Source organism: Pseudomonas sp. B5(2017) (genome assembly GCF_002112825.1).
Classification (GTDB): domain Bacteria; phylum Pseudomonadota; class Gammaproteobacteria; order Pseudomonadales; family Pseudomonadaceae; genus Aquipseudomonas; species Aquipseudomonas putida_Z.
The window spans coordinates 184,623-205,341 of the sequence record NZ_NEIR01000008.1 but is presented as its reverse complement, the minus strand read 5'-3'; the positions used below and the strand labels follow the sequence as shown (position 1 = coordinate 205,341).

Below are 20,719 nucleotides of genomic sequence, written 5' to 3'. Positions count from 1 at the left end.
TCATTTGTGCCCAACGCCATTGGGGCCGCTGTGCGGCCCATCGCCGGCAAGCCAGGCTCCCACCTCGACCGCATGACCTCAGGCCATGTGCGATCCCTGTGGGAGCCGGCTTGCCGGCGATGGGCTGCAACGCAGCCCCCATCACTGGCCGGCGGCAAGCCTTGCCTGGCTTTCCAGTTCCTGACGCAGGGCCGGGTCCAGGCGCAGCTGGCGGGCCAGTTCGTCCAGGTAGGCGCGCTCCATGAAGTTTTCCTGGTCGACCATCATCACGCTGGCCAGGTACATCTCGGCGGCCATTTCCGGCGTTTGCGCTGCACGGGCCACTTCGGCCGGGTCCAGCGGCTTGTTCAGCTCGGCATGCAGCCAGTGCTGCAACTCGCGGTCGTTGTCCAGGCGGGTGAATTCACCCTCGATCAGCGCACGCTCGCGTTCGTCGATATGGCCATCGGACTTGGCCGCCGCCACCAGCGCCCGCAGTACCGCCTGGCTGTGCAGCTCGGCCTGGGCCGGCGGCAGGCGGTCGACGGTCTGTGGCTCGGTGGCGGCCACCTGCTGGCGCGCCTGCCAGTTGCCGTAGGCCTTGTAAGCCAGCACACCGAGCGCGGCCAGGCCGCCATAGGTGAGGGCCTTGCCGCCATATTTGCGGGCCTTCTTGTTGCCCAGCAGCAAGCCCATGGCGCCCGCCGCCAGGGCGCCGCCACCGGCACCGGAAAGCAGGCTGCCAAGGCCGCCGGCACTGGTGCCTGGCTTGCCAGAGCTGCCCTTGCCGGCCTGGCTGGCGAGCAAGTCCTGGCCGGACTTGAGCAACTGGTCGAGCAATCCCCGGGTATTCATCAAACGGTCTCCACGTTGGCCAAGGGAGCCGTCAGGTTAAGCCCTGCCCGCCCGATCGCCATGGGGGGATTTGCTTCCGGATGTTGCATTGGCTGGCAAAAAGCCAACTAGACTCGATATCGCCAATACCGCGCTAACCGCACCACGTTCATGACGATCGCTTCACGGCTTGCTTGATGACTGCCCCGACCAAAATCTCCAAGAAGAGGGAACACCATGTCAGTGCACAAGACCGCATTGCTCGGCGCAACCGCCTGCGCCCTGCTGGCCAACGCCAGCCTGCAGGCTGCCGAACCGCCCAAGGCCCTGGGGCCCGGCGAGGGCCGCCTGGACATCGTCGCCTGGCCCGGCTACATCGAGCGCGGTGAAAGCGACAAGGCCTACGACTGGGTGACCGGCTTCGAGAAGGAAACCGGCTGCAAGGTCAGCGTCAAGACCGCCGCCACCTCGGACGAGATGGTCAGCCTGATGACCAAGGGCGGCTACGACCTGGTCACCGCCTCGGGCGATGCCTCGCTGCGGCTGATCGCGGGCAAGCGGGTACAGCCGATCAACACCGCCTTGATCCCCAACTGGAAGAACATCGACCCACGGCTGCAGAACGGTGGCTGGTACGTGGTCGACAAGCAGGTCTACGGCACCCCTTACCAATGGGGGCCGAACGTGCTGCTGTACAACACCGACGTATTCAAGCAGGCGCCCACCAGCTGGGGCGTGCTGTTCGAGCCGCAGAACCTTCCCGACGGCAAGCCGAACAAGGGCCGCGTGCAGGCCTACGATGGGCCGATCTACATCGCCGATGCGGCGTTGTACCTGAAGGCGGCCAAGCCGGAGCTGGGCATCCAGGACCCGTACGAGCTGAGCGAAGCGCAGTACAAGGCCGTGCTGGAGCTGCTGCGCCAGCAGCAACCGCTGATCCACCGCTACTGGCATGACGCCACGGTGCAGATGAGCGACGTGAAGAACGAAGGCGTGGTTGCCTCCAGCTCCTGGGGCTACATGGTCAATGGCCTCAAGGCCGAGAAGCAGCCCGTGGCCTCGACCATTCCCAAGGAAGGCGCGACCGGCTGGGCCGACACCACCATGCTGCACAGCGAGGCCAAGCACCCCAACTGTGCCTACAAATGGATGGACTGGTCGCTGCAGCCGAAAGTACAGGGTGATGTGGCGGCCTGGTTCGGTTCGTTGCCGGCGGTGCCGGCGGCCTGCACCGGCAGCGAGCTGCTGGGGGCCGAAGGCTGCAAGACCAACGGTTTCGACAACTTCGACAAGATCGCCTTCTGGAAAACCCCGCAGGCCCAGGGCGGCAAGTTCGTGCCGTATAGCCGCTGGACCCAGGATTACATTGCGATCATGGGCGGGCGCTGAGGTTGCCTGAATGCCTGTGCCGGCCTCTTCGCGGGTGAACCCGCTCCCACAGGTAAAGCACACCACCCTTACAGGCGGTGATGAACCTGTAGGAGCGGGTTCACCCGCGAAGAGGCCAGCACAGGAGTAAGCCAGTTGTCCGGAGCCTATGCATGCCCCTAGCCGTCCAGTTCACCCAGGTTTCGCGCACCTTCGGCGAGGTCAAGGCCGTCGACCAGGTCAGCATCGACATCATCGATGGCGAATTCTTCTCCATGCTCGGCCCCTCTGGTTCGGGCAAGACCACCTGCCTGCGCCTGATCGCCGGCTTGGAGCAACCCAGCAGCGGTTCGATCCGCATCCACGGCGTCGAGGCTGCCGGCGTACCGCCCTACCAGCGCGACGTCAACACCGTATTCCAGGACTACGCCCTGTTCCCGCACATGAACGTACTGGACAACATCGCCTACGGCCTGAAGGTAAAAGGCGTGGCCAAGGCCGAACGCCACAGCCGCGCCGAAGAAGCCCTGGCGATGGTGGCCCTGGCCGGCTACGGCGCGCGCAAACCGGCGCAGTTGTCCGGGGGCCAGCGCCAACGCGTGGCCCTGGCCCGCGCGCTGGTCAACCGGCCACGGGTACTGCTGCTGGACGAGCCGCTTGGCGCGCTGGACCTGAATTTGCGCGAACAGATGCAGGGCGAGCTGAAAAAGCTGCAGCGCCAGCTGGGCATCACCTTCATCTTCGTCACCCACGACCAGACCGAGGCGCTGTCGATGTCCGATCGCGTCGCAGTGTTCAACCGCGGCCGTATCGAGCAGGTCGACACCCCGCGCAACCTGTACATGCAGCCGGCCACCACCTTCGTCGCCGAATTCGTCGGCACCTCCAATGTGGTGCGTGGCGAACTGGCCACGTTGCTCAATGGCAGCCCGGCGCCCTTCTCCATCCGCCCCGAACACATCCGCCTCGGCGACCCGGCCACAGCCGGCCAGCACGTCCAGGTCAGCGGCCAGCTGCGCGATATCCAGTACCAGGGCAGTGCCACCCGCTACGAGCTGCAACTGGACAGCGGCCAGCTGCTGGCGGTGAGCCAGGCCAACGACCGCTGGCAGACACAGGCACAGGCCTGGCAACCCGGGCAACGGGTACAGGCGCACTGGCCCCGCGAAGCCATGACGGTGCTGCAGGAAACCGAGGGCCGCTGACATGAGCACACTGCGCGGCCTGTCCAACCTGCTGTACCGGCGCCCCAACCTGTACCTGGCCCTGCTGCTGATCCCACCGCTGACCTGGTTCGGCGCTATCTACCTGGGCTCGCTGCTGAACCTGCTGTGGCAGGGCTTCTATACCTTCGACGACTTCACCATGGCGGTGACGCCGGACCTGACCCTGGGCAACTTCGCCGCGCTGTTCAACCCGTCGAACTTCGACATCATCCTGCGCACCCTGGGCATGGCGCTGGCAGTGTCGCTGGCCAGTGCGGTGCTTGCCTTCCCCATCGCGTACTACATGGCGCGCTATACCAGCGGCAAGACCAAGGCGTTTTTCTATATCGCGGTGATGATGCCGATGTGGGCCAGCTACATCGTCAAGACCTACGCCTGGAGCCTGCTGCTGGCCAAGGGTGGCGTGGCCCAATGGTTCGTCCAGCAACTGCACCTGGATGCCCTGCTGCAAACGGTGCTGGCGGTACCGGGCGTGGGCGGCAGCACGCTGTCGACTTCGCACCTGGGGCGCTTCATGGTGTTCGTGTACATCTGGCTGCCGTTCATGATCCTGCCGATCCAGGCCTCGCTGGAACGCTTGCCGCCATCGCTGCTGCAAGCCTCGGCAGACCTCGGCGCCCGGCCCGGGCAAACCTTCGTGCAGGTGATACTGCCGCTGTCGATCCCGGGCATTGCCGCCGGCTCGATCTTCACCTTCTCGCTGACCCTGGGCGACTTCATCGTGCCGCAGCTGATCGGCCCGCCCGGCTATTTCATCGGCAGCATGGTCTATGCCCAGCAAGGGGCGATCGGCAACATGCCGATGGCCGCCGCGTTCACCCTGGTGCCGATCGTGCTGATCGCGGTGTACCTGTCCATCGTCAAGCGACTGGGGGCCTTCGATGCACTCTGAAAAAGCCTCGACCGGGCTGCGCCTGGCGGCCTGGGGCGGGTTGCTGTTCCTGCACTTCCCGATCCTGATCATCTTCCTGTATGCCTTCAACACCGAAGACGCGGCATTCAGCTTCCCGCCCAAGGGATTTACCCTGAAGTGGTTCGCCGTGGCCTTCGCCCGGCCCGATGTGCTGGAAGCGATCAAGCTGTCACTGCAGGTGGCCTGCCTGGCCACGCTGATCGCCCTGGTGCTCGGCACGCTGGCCTCGGCGGCGCTGTACCGGCGCAGCTTTTTCGGCAAGGAGAGCATTTCGCTGATGCTGATCCTGCCCATCGCCCTGCCCGGCATCATCACCGGTATCGCCCTGCTCTCGGCGTTCAAGACCTTGGGGATCGAGCCCGGGATGTTCACCATCGTGGTCGGCCATGCCACGTTCTGCGTGGTGATCGTCTACAACAACGTGATCGCCCGCCTGCGGCGTACTTCGCAGAGCCTGATCGAAGCCTCGATGGACCTGGGCGCCGATGGCTGGCAGACCTTCCGCTACATCATCCTGCCCAACCTCGGCTCGGCGCTGCTGGCCGGTGGAATGCTGGCCTTTGCCCTGTCGTTCGACGAAATCATCGTCACCACCTTCACTGCCGGCCACGAACGCACCCTGCCGATCTGGCTGCTCAACCAGCTCAGCCGCCCGCGCGACGTGCCGGTGACCAACGTGGTCGCCATGCTGGTGATGCTGGTGACCATGCTGCCGATCCTTGGCGCCTATTACCTGACCCGTGGCGGTGAAAGCGTCGCGGGCAGCGGCAAATGACCCTGGAGGAGTCCCCGATGCAAACGCAGATGCTGATCAATGGCCAGCTGGTCGCTGGCGAAGGCCCGGCCTGGACCGTGCTCAACCCGGCGCTGGGCAGTGCCCTGGCGCAGATCAACGAAGCCAGCGAAGCCCAGGTGGACAGCGCCGTGCGCGCCGCCGACCAGGCCTTCGACAGCTGGTCGCAAACCAGCCCCAAGGAACGCTCGCAAGCCTTGCTGGCGCTGGCCGACGCTATCGAAGCCCATGGCGATGAACTGGCCCGACTGGAATCGCAGAACTGCGGCAAGCCGCTGAGCGCCGCGCTGAATGACGAGATCCCGGCAATTGCCGACGTGTTCCGCTACTTCGCCGGTGCGGCGCGCTGCCTGGGTGGCTCGGCAGCCGGCGAGTACCTGCCGGGGCATACTTCGATGATCCGCCGCGACCCGCTGGGCGTGGTGGCCTCGATCGCACCGTGGAACTACCCGTTGATGATGCTGGCGTGGAAGATCGCCCCGGCCCTGGCTGCCGGCAACACGGTGGTGATCAAGCCCTCCGAGCTGACCCCGCTGACCGCCCTGCGCCTCGGCGAACTGGCCCGGGACCTGCTGCCACCGGGGGTGCTGAACATCCTCTTCGGCCGTGGCCAGACGGTCGGCAACCCGCTGGTCAACCACCCCAAGGTGCGCATGGTGTCGCTGACCGGCTCGATCCCCACCGGCGCTCACATCATCAGCGCCACCGCCGACAGCGTGAAACGCATGCACATGGAACTGGGCGGCAAGGCCCCGGTGCTGGTGTTCGACGATGCCGACATCGATGCCGCCATCGACGGCATCCGTACCTTCGGCTTCTACAACGCCGGCCAGGACTGCACCGCCGCCTGTCGGCTGTACGTGCAGGATGGCATCTACGAGCGTTTCGTCGAACGCCTGGGGGCCGCAGTGGCCAGCCTCAAGCCGGGCCTGCAGGAAGCCGAGGACACCGAACTGGGGCCACTGATCAGTGCCCAGCACCGCGACAAGGTCGCAGGGCTGGTGCAACGGGCCATCGCCCAGCCGCACATTCGCCTGGTTACCGGTGGCAAGGCGATTGATGGCGACGGTTTCTTCTTCGAACCGACCGTGCTGGCCGACGCCCTGCAGGACGACGAAATCGTGCGCAACGAAGTGTTTGGCCCGGTAGTGTCGGTGACCCGCTTCAACGACGAAGCGCAGGCGCTGGAATGGGCCAACGACTCCAACTACGGCCTGGCCTCATCGGTATGGACCCGCGACACCGGCCGCGCCCACCGCCTGGCGGCGCGCCTGCAGTATGGCTGCACGTGGGTGAACACCCACTTCATGCTGGTCAGCGAAATGCCCCATGGCGGGCAGAAGCATTCGGGGTATGGCAAGGACATGTCGATGTATGGGCTGGAGGACTACACCTGTGTGCGGCATGTGATGATCAAGCATTGAGGGTAATGCCTGGGCTGAGACCGGCACCTCAGTCCAGGAGCTTTCCTGCAAAGTAGCCAATAGAACAGGAGTAAGTATCAACGCCTGATTTTGCGCGACCTCTGTGGGAGCGGGTTCACCCGCGAACACCGGCAAAGCCGGTGCCATACACCGAGTCGCCTTCTTCGCGGGCATGCCCGCTCCCACAGATACAGCATCGCATTCAAAGGCGGTGCAATACTGTGTAGGAGCGGCCTTGTGTCGCGAAAGGGCCGCAAAGCGGCCCCGGTAATATCAGCGGCGGAGCTAAAAACCTGGGGCCGCTTCGCAGCCCTTTCGCGACACAAGGCCGCTCCTACAACGACAGCGTAATGCTTGGGTCAAGTCAATCCCGCAGGTCCGACTCGTGAATCGGGTTGGCCCGGCTGGTGGCGCGCTGATATTGCGCAGGCCAGGTAGCTTTGTTGCCGCCCAGGTCGTCGTCGGCATGCAGCGGCCAGTACGGGTCGCGCAGCAGTTCGCGGGCGAGGAAGATGATGTCGGCCTGGCCAGTGCGCAGAATGTGCTCGGCCTGGGCCGGTTCGGTGATCATGCCCACGGTGCCGGTGGCGATTTCCGATTCCTTGCGCACACGCTCGGCGAAGCGCGTCTGGTAACCCGGGCCGGTGGGGATTTCGGCGTTGACCGAGGTGCCGCCGGAGGACACGTCGATCAGGTCGACGCCCAAGCCACGCAGGCGGCGGGCCAGTTCGACGGTTTCATCCGGGTTCCAGCCGTCCTCGACCCAGTCGGTCGCCGATACCCGCACGAACAGCGGTAACTCGGCAGGCCAGACCTTGCGCACGGCCTCGACCACCTCCAGGGTCAGGCGGATACGGTTTTCGAAGCAACTGCCGTAGTCGTCGCGACGCTGGTTGCTCAGCGGCGACAGGAACTGGTGCAACAGGTAGCCATGGGCGGCGTGGATTTCGACCACCTTGAAACCGGCCTTCAGGGCGCGCTCGGTCGAGGCGACGAAGGCGGCGATCACCTCCTGGATTTCATCTTGGTTCAATTCACGCGGCGCGGTGTGCTGCGGGTCGAAGGCGATTTTCGACGGGCCCACCGGCTGCCAGCCGCCCTCTTCGAGCTTGACGCTGCCTTGCTTGCCCAGCCATGGGCGATAGGTGCTGGCCTTGCGCCCGGCGTGAGCCAGTTGGATGCCGGGCACGCTCCCCTGGGCGGTGATGAAACGGGTGATGCGTTGCAGCGGGGCGATCTGAGCGTCGTCCCACAGGCCGAGGTCTTCAGCGGTGATGCGGCCATCGGCGGTCACCGCCACGGCTTCAGTGATTACCAGGCCAGCGCCACCCACGGCGCGGCTGCCTAAATGGACGAGGTGCCAATCGTTGGCCAGGCCATCGACGGCGGAATACTGGCACATCGGCGAAACGGCGATGCGGTTGGGCAGGGTCAGCTGACGCAGGGTGTAAGGCTCGAGCAGCAGGCTCATGAGGGCACCTCCCAAGGACTCCAATGGTGATCCGGCCCGGACACTCAATTGCACGTCCCTGGCCCAGGTCCGGTCATAACTTCAGACTAGACCAGAATGGTTGGGGGGGAGCTTCCATGGGATTTGGTAGAGGTTGAACGGCTCTGCGTTACCAGCCCCATGTCTGATCAGAGTTTCAGATATCCCTTACGGCCCAGATATGGTGAAGCCTAGGTTGAAGAAATAACCTACAAGTCCTGTCGACTCGCGTCTGATTGTTACTGGAATCCTGACTCTCTAGCCTTTGCTGGTCGCTGGCATTCAGCGGCCGGGGGTGGAATCCCGATCAATTACCGAGTAGCTGTCGTCATGGCAGTTGTGCGCGGAAGGCCGCAAAGCCTACCGGGTTTACTCGTAGCCTGGATTCCACACCGCGTACAACTGCCACCCTTCGTGTGGAATCGGAGAGGCGGTCAATCAGCAACCATACGAGTGATTGATATGAAAATGACAGTCCCTGATCCCCCCTCATTTCTTCTCCTTCGACAAAACGCTCAGAATGATCAGGAGAGGGATCAATGAACACAGAAGACACCCAGTTCACCGTCGGCAAGACCACTTTCTTTCAGGGTGAAAACCAGACCCACCCATTATTTCGCATCGAAGCGGGCATTCCGTGCCGAGACGCCCGTGATCAGGCTTCGGAATTGATGGGCTATGTGCGGGAGTTGACCATCGTCGGGCTGATGGATGAGAAACCCACGATGATCTGGGCTGCGCACTATCTCAGTGCGATGGCCAAGGCACTGATGGATGATGCCGAGTTAGGTATGGCGCGCTGAGTTTGGTGTGATCATCGATCGCACATGGAGCACATTAGCCAGCCCGCCGCAGAGCCTTGTGGGCGGGTTTACCCGCGAAGAATGCGACTTGGTGCATGGCACCGGCTTCGCCGGTGTTCGCGGGTGAACCCGCTCCCACAGGTACAGCGCAAGCCTTGAGCCCGGTGCAGGCCCTGTGGGAGCGGGCATGCCCGCGAAGCAGCGACTCGGTGGATGGCACCGGCTTCGCCGGTGATCGCCGACAAGCCTGCTCCCACAGGTACAGCGCAAGTCTCAAGCCCGCCGCAGGCCCTGTGGGAGCGGGTTTACCCGCGAAGCAGGCGACGCGGTGGATGGCACCGGCTTCGCCGGTGTTCGCGGGTGAACCCGCTCCCACAACGGGCCAGCGCCAGGCCGTCAGCAGCGGCGTATCTACCCTCAGCGCGGCTCCATGTGGGCAATCATCAACTGCACACTTTCATTACCACGAAACTCGTTCACATCCAGCTTGTACGCCAACTCGACCCAACGCACCGTCGGGTTCGGCCACACTTCGCGGTCAATGCCAAAGGCAATGCCGTCCAGCCGCACCGAGCCGCACTCGCTCTTGAGCACCACCTTCAGGTGCCGCTCGCCCACCACGCGCTGCTCCACCAACTGGAACACGCCGTGGAACAGCGGCTCGGGGAAGTGCTGCCCCCAGGGCCCGGCATGGCGCAGGGCCTTGGCCAGGTCGAGGTGAAACTCCTCCACCGCCAGGCTGCCATCGGACAACAGCCGACCGGTCAGGTCCTCTTCGCGCAGCTGGCGTCGCACTTCTTCGTCGAACGCCTCGGCAAATGCCGGGAAATTGGCCTCGGGCAACGACAACCCCGCCGCCATCGCGTGGCCGCCGAACTTGCTGATCAACTGCGGGTGGCGCGCCGCCACGGCATCCAGCGCATCGCGAATATGGAACCCCGACACAGAACGCGCCGACCCTTTGAGCATGCCCTCGCCAGCGTCGGCGAAAGCGATGGTCGGCCGGTGGTAACGCTCCTTCAGGCGCGAAGCCAGAATACCGATAACCCCCTGGTGCCAGTCGGCATCGAACAGGCACAGGCCATATGGCATCGACTCGACAGGCAGGTCCTTGAGCTGGGCCAGGGCCTCGCGCTGCATGCCCTGTTCGATGGACTTGCGGTCCTGGTTCAGGTCGTCCAGCTGCTGGGCCATGTCCTGGGCCAGGGCCGCGTCTTCACACAGCAGGCATTCGATGCCCAGGCTCATGTCATCCAGGCGCCCTGCAGCGTTCAGCCGCGGGCCCAGGATGAAGCCAAGGTCGGTCGAGGTGATGCGCCGGTGATCGCGACGGGCCACTTCAAGAATGGCCTTGAGCCCCGGCCGGGCGCGGCCGGCGCGAATGCGCTCGAGGCCCTGGTGCACCAGGATGCGGTTGTTGGCATCCAATGGCACCACGTCGGCGACGCTGCCCAGGGCAACCAGGTCGAGCAATTCGCCGATGTTCGGCTGCGGCTGCGTTTCGTAGCGCCCCAGGCTGCGCAGGCGCGCACGCAGGGCCATCAGCACGTAGAAGATCACCCCTACCCCGGCCAGCGCCTTGCTCGGGAAACTGCAGCCCGGCTGGTTGGGGTTGATGATGGCGTCGGCGTCGGGCAACTCCGCGCCCGGCAGGTGGTGGTCGGTGACCAGCACCTTGAGCCCGGCGGCCTTGGCGGCTGCCACACCGTCGACGCTGGAAATGCCGTTGTCCACGGTGATCAGCAGCTGCGGCTGGCGTTGCAGCGCCACCTCGACGATTTCCGGGGTCAGGCCGTAACCGTATTCGAAGCGGTTGGGCACAAGGTAGTCGACGTGGGCCGCGCCCAGCAGGCGCAGGCCCAGCACGCCGACAGTACTGGCAGTGGCGCCGTCGGCATCGAAGTCGCCGACGATGAGGATGCGCTGGCGCTGGTCGATAGCCTCGACCAGTAGGTCCACGCCGGCCTCGATGCCCTTGAGCTGCTGGTACGGCAGCAGGCGCGCGAGGCTTTTGTCCAGCTCGGCCTCGCTCTGCACGCCGCGCGCGGCGTACAGGCGGGTCAGCAAGGGTGGCAGGTTACCCAGGAATGGCAGGGTCGGCGGCAGCGGGCGAGGTTCGATACGCATGGGGTACTTCAGCCGCGCTCACCAAGCAGCCACTCCAGCTGCACTTCGTGCTGGCCACGGTCGTCGGTGACGAACAAGGTGCCTTCACTGATCATCACGTCCCACTTGATGGTGCGGGGCATGTCGGTGGCGAGGGTTTCCAGCACCTCTTGCGGCACCGCGGCGATGCTCAGGTTCTTCAAACCCTTGACCGCGTCCACCACCTTGTTCTGCCATACGCGCAGGCTGCCGTAGGCCAGCAGGCTGGTACGCTCGGTGCGGCGCGAGCACCAGGTCAGTCGGTCGGCGTCCGGCTGGCCCACTTCGATCCAGTGCAGGATGCGATCGTCCAGGCTCTTTTCCCACAGCGCCGCCTCGTCCACATCGGACAGGCCACGGCCGAACGACAGGTTCTCGTTGTACCAAAGGGCGTAGGCCAGCAGGCGTACGGCCATGCGCTCTTCGGTTTCCGAAGGGTGGCGGGCGATGGTCTGACGGACGTTTTCGTACACGCCGCGGTCGAGGTCGGTCAGGTTCAGTTCGAATTTGTAGGTGGTGGACGGCTGGGCCATGGTCGACGGGCTTCTTGCGCAGAGAAAAAGTGACACAGTCTAACCGATACTGCCCTTCGTTGCCCCGCAGCAGTATCTGCCGCTTCGGACCTATGATAAAACCACGCATCTGCCCAGCTGCCACGGATGCCCCATGACTACGCCCAGCAAACCCCTCGCCGGTCTCAAAGTTGTCGAACTCGGCACCCTTATCGCTGGCCCGTTCGCCTCGCGCATCTGTGCCGAATTCGGCGCCGAGGTGGTCAAGGTCGAATCGCCCGATGGCGGCGACCCGTTGCGCAAATGGCGCAAGCTGTACGAAGGCACCTCGCTGTGGTGGTTCGTGCAGGCTCGCAACAAGCAGTCGCTCACCCTCAACCTCAAGCACCCAGAGGGCCGCGAGATTCTCAAGCGCCTGCTGGCCGAGGCCGACATCCTGATCGAAAACTTCCGCCCGGGCGTGCTGGAAAAACTCGGCCTGGGCTGGGACGTGCTGCACGCGCTCAACCCGCGCCTGGTAATGGTGCGCCTGTCGGGCTTCGGCCAGACCGGGCCGATGAAGGACCAGCCGGGCTTCGGCGCCGTGGGCGAGTCGATGGGCGGCCTGCGCTACATCACCGGCTTCGACGACCGCCCACCGGTGCGCACGGGCATTTCCATCGGTGACTCGATTGCTGCCCTGTGGGGGGTGATCGGAGCACTAATGGCGCTGCGACACCGTGAAGTCAACGGCGGCCAGGGCCAGGTGGTGGACGTGGCCCTGTACGAAGCGATCTTCGCCATGATGGAAAGCATGGTCCCGGAATTCGATGTGTTCGGCTTTATCCGCGAACGCACCGGCAACATCATGCCCGGCATCACGCCCTCCTCCATCCACACCAGCGCCGACGGCAAGCATGTGCAGATCGGCGCCAACGGCGATGCGATCTTCAAGCGCTTCATGCAGGCCATTGGCCGCGCCGACCTGGCCGACGACCCGACCCTGGCCACCAACGATGGCCGCGACCTGCGCCGTGACGAGCTGTACGGGGTAATCGACCGCTGGGCCAACAGCCTGCCGCTGGAGCAACTGATACAGGTGCTGAACACCGCCGAAGTGCCGGCCAGCCGCATCTATTCGGCCGAGGACATGTTCAACGACCCGCAGTACCTGGCACGCGAAATGTTCCTGCAGGCCAAGCTGCCGGACGGCAAGCCATTCCGCATGCCGGGCATCGTGCCCAAGCTGTCGGAGACCCCCGGCTCCACCGAGTGGGTAGGCCCGGCGCTGGGCGAACACACCGAGGCACTGCTCGGCAGCCTGGGCTACGACGCGGCGGCCATCGCCAGCCTGCGCGAAGCAGGCACGGTCTGACCCTGGCGCGGCCCTGGTCCATGCGCGCTGCCCGTTGCCTACGCCACCTAGCCCTGCTGTGCGGGCTGCTGCCCGCATTGCTGTTGCAGCCTGCCAGTGCCAAGGAGCGCATCTTCTGGCTGGTGCGCGACCTGCCGCCGTTCACCATTCTGGAAGGGCCGGAGACAGGCCAAGGGGTGATCGACCAGCTGTTGCCCCTGCTGATCAGGCAGATGCCCGAGTACGACCACAGCATCGTGCGGGTCAACCGCGCCCGCGGCATCCAGATGCTGCAGGACCTGAATAGCTTCACCTGCGACCCTACCCTGCTGTGGACGCCGGAGCGCGCCGAATATGTGCGGTTTTCCGTGCCATCCCTGGGCGTACTCAGTGGCGGCCTGGTGCTGCGCAAGGACAGCGAGGCGCTGGTGGCGCCTTACCTCGACGGCCAGGAGGTAGACCTGCATGCCCTGCTGAGCAAGGCCCCGCTGAAGCTGGGGGTTGTCGCCGAGCGCAGCTATGGCACGCAGATCGACGCCATCCTGCGCCAGTTGCCCGACAGCGCGTTCAGCCGCCACTACGGCAACGACGCCACCGCCAACCTGCTACAGATGCAACAGCTCGGGCGCCTGCGCATGGTGCTCGGCTACTGGCCCGAAGTGCGCTACCTGGTGGAGCAGCAAGGCGGGGCACTGGCTGACTACCGGTTTCATCCTGTGCAAGGGGTGAACCGCTACCAGTTTCTGCATGTAGGTTGTTCGAACAGCGAGCTGGGGCGTGAAGCGATTGCGCACATCGACCAACTGCTGCCTGCCTTGCGCCGGGATGTGTTGCCGGGGTTGTATGCACGCTGGCTGGACCCGGCGTTGCAGGAAGACTACCTGGAAGAGAGCAAGCGCTTCTTCGAAGACCACTAGCTGCCCGATCGGCCCCTGTAGGAGCGGCCTTGTGTCGCGACGGGGCGCGTAGCGGCTCCACATTTTCAGCTTCGCCGCGAAGATTGCCGGGGCCGCTTTGCGGCCGGTCGCGACACAAGGCCGCTCCTACAAGGATATGTGCCTGTCCCCCCAAAAAAAGAAACCCCGGGCGCTGGGGAAACACGCCCGGGGCCAAGCGAAAGCCCTTGGGGGCTTCCCGTGACAGCCTTGCCAGCGCCGGAGCAAAGCACTGGCCCGGCTGCCCCTACAGTGTCTGATAAACCACTCAGGCAAAGGTTCCATGGGGTTGCTGGCGCTGCTGCAATGCCGCGATCACACAGGGCTGCAAACGCCCTTCGGCGATCTGCAGGTCGCGGTGCAGGCCATCCACCAGGTCGATCAACAGGCTTTGTTCCTGCAACTGGCGCTCGCTGACCGTGCGCCGCAGGGTGATGCCGGCGAGGCGGTCGTGAATGGTCAATTGGCGATTACCCTCGGCATCGGCGACGCTGAGGTGGGTCTGATAGGGGGTCAGGGCTTCATTGAGCAGTCTGCAGATTCTTTCCATCCGGATCACTCGCTGCGTGGTGGGATATAGAGGAACTGACCAACAGACGCAGCGGAAAGTTCGTTACACCGCGGCTGCTTCAGTGAGCATGCGGGGCGGACGTGACAGTTTGAATACGCCGCCACGGGCGCGCCTGCAGTGCTTGCAGGGCACGCTGCAGGCTTGGCATCGACAGCGGCCAGGGCAGTTCGGCGAGCACCCACAGGCCCCGGTTTCTGGCCTCTTGGGCAAGGTTGCGGCGCTTGGGGGTAGCCTGGCCGACGAACAGCAAAGCGTGGGTTCGGTGCTGCTGTTCGAGCAAGGCAAGGCCGGCCCGGGTAGGCATGGCGTGGTCAAGGATCAACAGATCGGGGCGGTGATCGGCGTTCAGGCAGGCGTCGAGGTCTGCGCTGGTTTCGCTGATGCGCACATGGAACATGCCTTGGGCATTGAGGGCCTGGTGCAGGAGGATCTGATGGGATGGGCGAGCCTGATGGATCAACACGTAGGGCTGGTGCATGAGCCGCTCCTTATGGGAGGACCGGCTAATTTAGGCTTTGCGCTGGGCGGGCCGAATAGGATGTTTCTGATGGAGATGTGGGAAAAGGCTTAGATTTTGGGGCCGCTTTGCGGCCCGTCGCGACACAAGGCCGCTCCTACAGGGGAACGCGATTCTCCTGTAGGAGCGGCCTTGTGTCGCGAAAGGGCTGCGTAGCAGCCCCGGAAAGCAACGCCGTTACAGCGGCTTGCCGCGGTTGCCATGCTGGCTGACAAAGCCCTGCACAGCCTTCAGGTCATTGGCCAGCACCGTGCAACGCTCCTCACGGCTGAACAGGTCGCTGAGGTGCGCCGGCAGCTCCAGCGCCTTGCCCACACCGGCCTTCTCCACCGCTTCCGGGAACTTGACCGGGTGCGCGGTACCCAGCACCACCATCGGCGTGTCCAGGCTGCGGCGGCACTCGCGGGCGGCCTTGACGCCGATTGCGGTGTGCGGGTCGAGCACTTCGCCGGTAGCGGCGAACACTTCGGCGATGGTTTCGCAGGTCTGCTCGTCACTCACTGCCAGCGAGTCGAACAGCTTGCGCGCTTCGGTCCAGCGGTCTTGCTCGACGCTGAAGCCGCCACCTTGCTTGAAGTTGGCCATCAGCTCGGCAATGGCGCCGCCGTTGCGGCCGTGCAGGTCGAACAGCAGGCGTTCGAAGTTGGACGAGACCATGATGTCCATCGACGGCGACAGGGTCGCGTGCAGGGTTTCCTTGACGTACTGGTTGCCGCTCATGAAGCGGTGCAGGATGTCGTTGCGGTTGGTGGCGACGATCAGCTGGCTGACCGGCAGGCCCATGTTACGTGCCAGGTAGCCAGCGAAGATGTCGCCGAAGTTGCCGGTCGGCACCGAGAACGCCACGGAACGCGCCGGGCCACCCAGCTGCAGGGCAGCGTGGAAGTAGTAGACGATCTGGGCCATGATCCGCGCCCAGTTGATCGAGTTGACCGCAACCAGGCGGGTGCCCTTGAGGAACGACTGGTCGGCGAAGCTGGCCTTGACCATTTCCTGGCAGTCGTCGAAGTTGCCTTCGATGGCGATGTTGTGGATGTTGTCGCCGAAGATGGTGGTCATCTGCCGGCGCTGCACTTCCGACACGCGCTGGTGCGGGTGCAGGATGAAGATGTCGACGTTGTCGCAACGGCGGCAACCTTCGATGGCGGCGGAACCGGTGTCACCGCTGGTGGCACCAATGATCACCACGCGCTCGTTGCGCTTGGCCAGCACGTGGTCCAGCAGGCGGCCGAGCAGTTGCAGGGCGAAGTCCTTGAACGCCAGGGTCGGGCCGTGGAACAGCTCCAGCACCCACTCGTTGCTGTTCAGCTGACGCAGCGGGGCAACCGCGGCGTGGGCGAACTCGCCGTAGGTTTCTTCGAGGATCTTCTTGAAGTCGGCGTCGGCGATGCTGCCTTCGACGAACGGGCGCATCACCCGGAAGGCAAGTTCGTGGTACGGCAGGCCGGCCCACGAGGCGATTTCTTCCTGGGTGAAGCGTGGCAGGTTTTCCGGGACGTACAGGCCGCCGTCGCTGGCCAGGCCAGCCAGCAGGACGTCTTCGAAATTGAGGGCCGGAGCCTGGCCGCGGGTACTGATATAGCGCATGGGTGCAAACCTTCGATGCTGGGGCCGGGGCCGCACTGGCGGCCCGCCGGCACTATTGTTAGTTGAGCTGCTCGACGCGAATGCGCACGACCTTGCCGACCACGTCCTGCAGGGCTTCCAGGGCGACGATGGCGTCGTTGATACGCTGCTCGACCACGCGATGGGTCAGCAGGATCATCGGCACCAGGCCGTCCTGTTCCTCGGCTTCCTTCTGCATGATCGACTCGATGTTGATGCCACGCTCCGAGAGGATGCTGGCCACCTGGGCCAGTACGCCAGGGTGATCCTTGGCCTGGATGCGCAGGTAATAGGCGCTTTCGCAGGCTTCGATCGGCAGGATCGGGTGGGCCGACAGCGAATCCGGCTGGAAGGCCAGGTGCGGCACGCGGTTTTCCGGGTCGGAGGTCATGGCACGGACCACATCGACCAGATCACCGACCACCGACGAAGCGGTAGGCTCCATGCCGGCACCGGCGCCGTAGTACAGGGTGGAACCGGCGGCGTCGCCGTTGACCATGACGGCGTTCATCACGCCGTTGACGTTGGCGATCAGGCGGTCGGCCGGGATCAGCGTCGGGTGTACGCGCAGCTCGATACCTTCGGCAGTGCGGCGGGCCACACCCAGGTGCTTGATGCGGTAGCCCAGGGCCTCGGCATAATTCACGTCAGCAGTGGTCAGCTGGGTGATGCCTTCGGTGTAGGCCTTGTCGAATTGCAGCGGGATGCCGAAAGCGATCGAGGCCAGGATGGTCAACTTGTGCGCGGCATCGATGCCTTCAACGTCGAAAGTCGGGTCGGCTTCGGCGTAACCCAGCGCCTGGGCTTCGGCCAGCACGTCCGGGAAGGCGCGGCCCTTCTCACGCATTTCGGTGAGGATGAAGTTGCCGGTGCCGTTGATGATGCCGGCCAGCCAGTTGATGTGGTTGGCCGACAGGCCTTCGCGGATGGCCTTGATCACCGGGATGCCACCGGCCACGGCCGCTTCGAAGGCGACGATCACGCCCTTCTCGCGGGCCTTGGCGAAGATTTCATTGCCGTGCACGGCAATCAGCGCCTTGTTGGCGGTGACCACGTGCTTGCCGTTTTCGATGGCCTTGAGCACCAGTTCGCGGGCCACGGTGTAGCCACCGATCAGCTCGATGACAATGTCGATCTCCGGGTTGCTCGCAACTTCGAACACATCAGCGGTAATGGGGGTACCGGTAATCTGGCAGTTCGGGTTCTGCGAGCGCATGGCAATCTGTGCCACTTCAATACCGCGCCCGGCACGGCGGGCGATCTCCTCGGCGTTGCGCTGAAGTACATTGAAGGTTCCGCCACCGACGGTCCCCAACCCACAGATGCCTACTTTGACCGGTTTCACTGTGAACTCCCCATTGAACGGCCGACACCTATGCCGACCGTGAAACATGCCGTCACCCCATGACGACGGCGTACTGAATTGGATTACTTGGCCAGTGCCAGCTTGGCGACCTGCGGTGCCGGCTGGTAGCCCGGAATGACCTGGCCGCTTTCAAGGACGATCGCCGGCGTGCCGTTGACGCCGATCGACTGGCCCAGCTGGAACTGCTTGCTGACCGGGTTGGCGCACTTGGCAGCCTTGATTTCCTCACCCTCGATCATCTTGTCCATCGCCGCACGGCGGTCGCTGGAACACCAGACGGCCTGCAACTGCTGGTCACCCGGCGAACCGAGGCCCTGACGCGGGAAGGCGACATAGCGCACTTCAATACCGCGGCGGTTGAGCTCGGGCACCTCGGCGTGCAGCTTGTGGCAGTACGGGCAGGTGGTGTCGGTGAATACCGTGATGTGCGACTTGGTCTCGCCCTTGGCAGGATAAACCACCATCTCGGCGGCTGGAATGCCGTTGATGAGCTTGGCAATGCCCAGGCGCTCGGTCTTCTCGGTGAGGTTGACCGGCTTGCCGTCCTGGATCTGGAACAGGTAGCCCTGCATCACGAACTGGCCGTCGCCGCTGGCATAAAGCACGCGGCCGCCCTGCAGCTTGACTTCATACAGGCCACTGACCGGGCTGCTGGCCACGCTTTCGACGGGCACTTCCAGCTCGAGGTTCTGCAACGACTTACGGATGGCCTGCTCGGCGGTGGCATTGCTGTCGGTTGCCGCAGCAACGGCAAAGGTACTGGCCAGCGCCAACGCGGCGGCGGCGAAAAACTGGGTCACGCGCATGGGAACTCCTGAAGGCGGACAGGGGCCGGAGGGCGCCACCTGCGGAAAATACGCGGTGACCGTGCGGCCCTTGGTGCAAACCGCCCAAGCCTACCACATCACACCGCCGGTGAAGGGCCTTGCAAGGACCGGTCGGCGGAACATGAAAAACATTCATCCACGCGGGTGGTGCTGGGCGTGCAATTGCTGCAGGCGGGCCTTGGCGACATGGGTATAGATCTGCGTGGTCGACAGGTCACTGTGGCCCAGCAGCATCTGTACCACGCGCAGGTCGGCGCCATGGTTGAGCAGATGAGTAGCGAAGGCATGGCGCAGGGTGTGCGGCGACAGCGGCTTGTCGATGCCGGCGACCCGGGCATGGTGCTTGATGCGATGCCAGAAGGTCTGGCGGGTCATCTGCTCGCCACGCTGGCTGGGGAACAAGACATCGCTGGGGCGGCCATTGAGCAGTTCGGCGCGGCCATCGCGCAGGTAGCGTTGCAGCCACACCACCGCCTCTTCGCCCATGGGCACCAGGCGCTCCTTGCTGCCCTTGCCCATCACCCGCAGCACGCCCTGGCGCAGGTTGACCTGGTCGAGGGCCAGGCTGACCAGTTCGGTGACCCGCAGGCCGCAGGCGTAAAGCACTTCGAGCATGGCGCGGTCACGCTGGCCGATGGCTTCGCCCAGGTCCGGGGCCTGCAGCAAGGCTTCGACGTCGGCTTCGGACAACGACTTGGGCAGCGGCTTGCCCAGTTGCGGCATGTCGACTTGCAGGGTCGGGTCGATGGCCACCAGCTTTTCCCGCAGCAGGTAGCGGAAGAAGCCGCGCAGGCCGGACAGGAAGCGTGCCGTGGAGCGCGGCTTGTAGCCCTGGTCGAGGCGCCAGGCCAGGTGGTCAAGAATCAGGTCGCGGCCGGCGTCGGGCAAGCTGACGCCGTGTTCCTGCAGCCAGCCGTTGAACAGAGCCAGGTCGCTGCGGTAGGACATGCGGGTGTTGTCGGACAGGCCCTTTTCAAGCCACAGGGCGTCGAGGAACTGGTCGATCAGGGGGTGGTCTAGGGCGGGCATTCGGGGCTGCTGGGTGTTGGAGATGGCTTAGTGTTTCACAGCAGCATAATTGTTGTCTGTACTGGCCTCTTCGCGGCTAAAGCCGCTCCCACAGGAATATCACCGCCCTCGAGGTATGTGCGATCCCTGTGGGAGCGGCTTTAGCCGCGAAAGGGCCAGTGCAGGAGAACTCAGGCCTGGGGCAAAACCGGCACCGGCCGCTTGTCCTCGTCGATGGCGACGAAGCTGAACACCCCATGAATCGCTCGCTCGCGCCCATCCAGGTACATGTTCTCGACGAACACATCCACCTGCACCTGCAAGCTGGTATTACCCACCTTGATGACCGACCCCACCAACTCGACGATCGAGCCCGCCGGGATCGGGTGCTTGAAGTCGATGCGGTCAGTGGACACGGTCACCAGCGGCAGGCGGCAGAAGCGCGTGGCGGCGATGAACGACACTTCGTCCATCCAGGCCAGGGCGGTGCCGCCGAACAGGGTGTTGTGGTGGTTGGTGGTGTTGGGGAACACCGCCTTGGTCACGCGGGTCACCGACAGCTCGGTGCGGCGCAGGATTTCCTGGTCTCGGGTAGTCATGGCAATCACATCTTCGGGGGTTCAAAACGCAAAAAAGCAGCCCGAAGGCTGCTTTTTTCTCGCTAGGCGGCCTTGGCCACCGGGCAAACTGCACTCAGGACAGTTTTTCCTTGATGCGAGCGGCTTTGCCGGACAGGTCGCGCAGGTAGTACAGCTTGGCTTTACGCACGTCACCACGACGTTTCACGGCCAGGCTGTCGATTTGCGGGCTGTAGGTCTGGAAGGTACGCTCTACGCCAACGCCGCTGGAGATCTTGCGCACGGTGAAGGCGCTGTTCAGACCGCGGTTACGCTTGGCGATAACGACGCCTTCGAACGCCTGCAGACGGGAACGCTCACCTTCCTTCACTTTAACCTGAACGACAACGGTGTCGCCTGGTGCGAAGGTCGGGATTTCCTTGCTCATCTGCTCGGCTTCGAGCTGCTGGATGATCTTGTTGGTCATGCTGTGCTCCTAAGATGGATACGTGAT

The 20,719-nt window shown here is 64.3% G+C and carries 20 protein-coding genes; 8 read left to right on the top strand and 12 right to left on the bottom strand.

The window, feature by feature from the left end:
- Positions 1–141: 141 nt before the first annotated feature.
- On the bottom strand, positions 142–834 hold the full coding sequence (locus tag CAG00_RS14540; RefSeq protein ID WP_075043955.1) for a tellurite resistance TerB family protein: 693 nt from the start codon (positions 832–834) through the stop codon (positions 142–144).
- 216 nt (positions 835–1,050) lie between these two features.
- Between CAG00_RS14540 and ydcS the strand changes: the two genes are divergently transcribed.
- The 5 genes from ydcS to CAG00_RS14515 all read left to right on the top strand — a co-directional run bounded on the left by ydcS (position 1,051) and on the right by CAG00_RS14515 (position 6,537).
- A complete protein-coding gene (gene ydcS / locus CAG00_RS14535; protein ID WP_085664575.1) occupies positions 1,051–2,202 on the top strand; it encodes a putative ABC transporter substrate-binding protein YdcS in 1,152 nt (383 codons plus the stop codon).
- Positions 2,203–2,354: 152 nt separating this feature from the next.
- On the top strand, positions 2,355–3,386 hold the full coding sequence (locus CAG00_RS14530) for an ABC transporter ATP-binding protein (protein ID WP_085664574.1): 1,032 nt from the start codon (positions 2,355–2,357) through the stop codon (positions 3,384–3,386).
- A 1-nt stretch (position 3,387) separates the two neighbouring features.
- Positions 3,388–4,299 (top strand): ABC transporter permease, encoded by a 912-nt coding sequence (locus tag CAG00_RS14525; RefSeq protein WP_085664573.1) that lies wholly within the window; start codon positions 3,388–3,390, stop codon positions 4,297–4,299.
- Positions 4,289–5,095 carry an ABC transporter permease gene (locus tag CAG00_RS14520; protein WP_085664572.1) on the top strand — a complete coding sequence of 269 codons (807 nt, stop codon included), beginning with the start codon at positions 4,289–4,291 and terminating at the stop codon, positions 5,093–5,095. The genes CAG00_RS14525 and CAG00_RS14520 overlap by 11 nt, the downstream gene beginning before the upstream one ends.
- Positions 5,096–5,112: 17 nt before the next feature.
- Complete coding sequence (locus CAG00_RS14515) at positions 5,113–6,537, top strand: gamma-aminobutyraldehyde dehydrogenase (protein ID WP_085664571.1); 1,425 nt, start codon at positions 5,113–5,115, stop codon at positions 6,535–6,537.
- Positions 6,538–6,901: 364 nt separating this feature from the next.
- On the opposite strand, the gene CAG00_RS14510 is transcribed toward CAG00_RS14515, so the two are convergent.
- Positions 6,902–8,008, bottom strand: a complete 1,107-nt coding sequence (locus CAG00_RS14510; RefSeq protein ID WP_085664570.1) for an NADH:flavin oxidoreductase/NADH oxidase — start codon at positions 8,006–8,008, stop codon at positions 6,902–6,904.
- Positions 8,009–8,565: 557 nt separating this feature from the next.
- Between CAG00_RS14510 and CAG00_RS14505 the strand changes: the two genes are divergently transcribed.
- Complete coding sequence (locus CAG00_RS14505) at positions 8,566–8,829, top strand: DUF3077 domain-containing protein (protein WP_085664569.1); 264 nt, start codon at positions 8,566–8,568, stop codon at positions 8,827–8,829.
- A gap of 417 nt (positions 8,830–9,246) precedes the next feature.
- Here CAG00_RS14505 and recJ read toward each other — a convergent pair whose 3' ends face one another.
- Positions 9,247–10,956, bottom strand: coding sequence for a single-stranded-DNA-specific exonuclease RecJ (recJ, locus tag CAG00_RS14490; protein WP_085664568.1), 1,710 nt, complete (start codon positions 10,954–10,956; stop codon positions 9,247–9,249).
- Between the two features lie 8 nt (positions 10,957–10,964).
- The gene (locus CAG00_RS14485) at positions 10,965–11,507 is read right to left on the bottom strand and encodes a YaeQ family protein (protein ID WP_013971198.1); all 543 of its coding nucleotides are present in this window, start codon (positions 11,505–11,507) and stop codon (positions 10,965–10,967) included.
- Positions 11,508–11,640: 133 nt separating this feature from the next.
- Here CAG00_RS14485 and CAG00_RS14480 point away from each other — a divergent pair, with 133 nt between their 5' ends.
- On the top strand, positions 11,641–12,840 hold the full coding sequence (locus CAG00_RS14480; protein WP_085664567.1) for a CaiB/BaiF CoA-transferase family protein: 1,200 nt from the start codon (positions 11,641–11,643) through the stop codon (positions 12,838–12,840).
- 20 nt (positions 12,841–12,860) lie between these two features.
- Positions 12,861–13,736, top strand: coding sequence for a TIGR02285 family protein (locus CAG00_RS14475; protein WP_085664566.1), 876 nt, complete (start codon positions 12,861–12,863; stop codon positions 13,734–13,736).
- A gap of 286 nt (positions 13,737–14,022) precedes the next feature.
- Here the strand turns inward: CAG00_RS14475 and CAG00_RS14470 are convergent, their stop codons facing one another.
- The 8 genes from CAG00_RS14470 to rplS all read right to left on the bottom strand — a co-directional run bounded on the left by CAG00_RS14470 (position 14,023) and on the right by rplS (position 20,692).
- Positions 14,023–14,304 carry a DUF3509 domain-containing protein gene (locus CAG00_RS14470; RefSeq protein WP_085664565.1) on the bottom strand — a complete coding sequence of 94 codons (282 nt, stop codon included), beginning with the start codon at positions 14,302–14,304 and terminating at the stop codon, positions 14,023–14,025.
- A gap of 79 nt (positions 14,305–14,383) precedes the next feature.
- On the bottom strand, positions 14,384–14,803 hold the full coding sequence (locus CAG00_RS14465; RefSeq protein WP_085664564.1) for a response regulator: 420 nt from the start codon (positions 14,801–14,803) through the stop codon (positions 14,384–14,386).
- 216 nt (positions 14,804–15,019) lie between these two features.
- Complete coding sequence (gene thrC / locus CAG00_RS14460) at positions 15,020–16,429, bottom strand: threonine synthase (RefSeq protein ID WP_010952565.1); 1,410 nt, start codon at positions 16,427–16,429, stop codon at positions 15,020–15,022.
- A gap of 58 nt (positions 16,430–16,487) precedes the next feature.
- Positions 16,488–17,792 (bottom strand): homoserine dehydrogenase, encoded by a 1,305-nt coding sequence (locus CAG00_RS14455; RefSeq protein WP_046616085.1) that lies wholly within the window; start codon positions 17,790–17,792, stop codon positions 16,488–16,490.
- Positions 17,793–17,875: 83 nt separating this feature from the next.
- Complete coding sequence (locus CAG00_RS14450; protein ID WP_085664563.1) at positions 17,876–18,619, bottom strand: thioredoxin fold domain-containing protein; 744 nt, start codon at positions 18,617–18,619, stop codon at positions 17,876–17,878.
- 153 nt (positions 18,620–18,772) lie between these two features.
- The gene (gene xerD, locus CAG00_RS14445) at positions 18,773–19,669 is read right to left on the bottom strand and encodes a site-specific tyrosine recombinase XerD (RefSeq protein ID WP_046616083.1); all 897 of its coding nucleotides are present in this window, start codon (positions 19,667–19,669) and stop codon (positions 18,773–18,775) included.
- Between the two features lie 170 nt (positions 19,670–19,839).
- On the bottom strand, positions 19,840–20,247 hold the full coding sequence (locus CAG00_RS14440) for an acyl-CoA thioesterase (RefSeq protein ID WP_025337914.1): 408 nt from the start codon (positions 20,245–20,247) through the stop codon (positions 19,840–19,842).
- A gap of 94 nt (positions 20,248–20,341) precedes the next feature.
- A complete protein-coding gene (rplS, locus tag CAG00_RS14435) occupies positions 20,342–20,692 on the bottom strand; it encodes a 50S ribosomal protein L19 (RefSeq protein WP_003252148.1) in 351 nt (116 codons plus the stop codon).
- Positions 20,693–20,719: the final 27 nt, after the last annotated feature.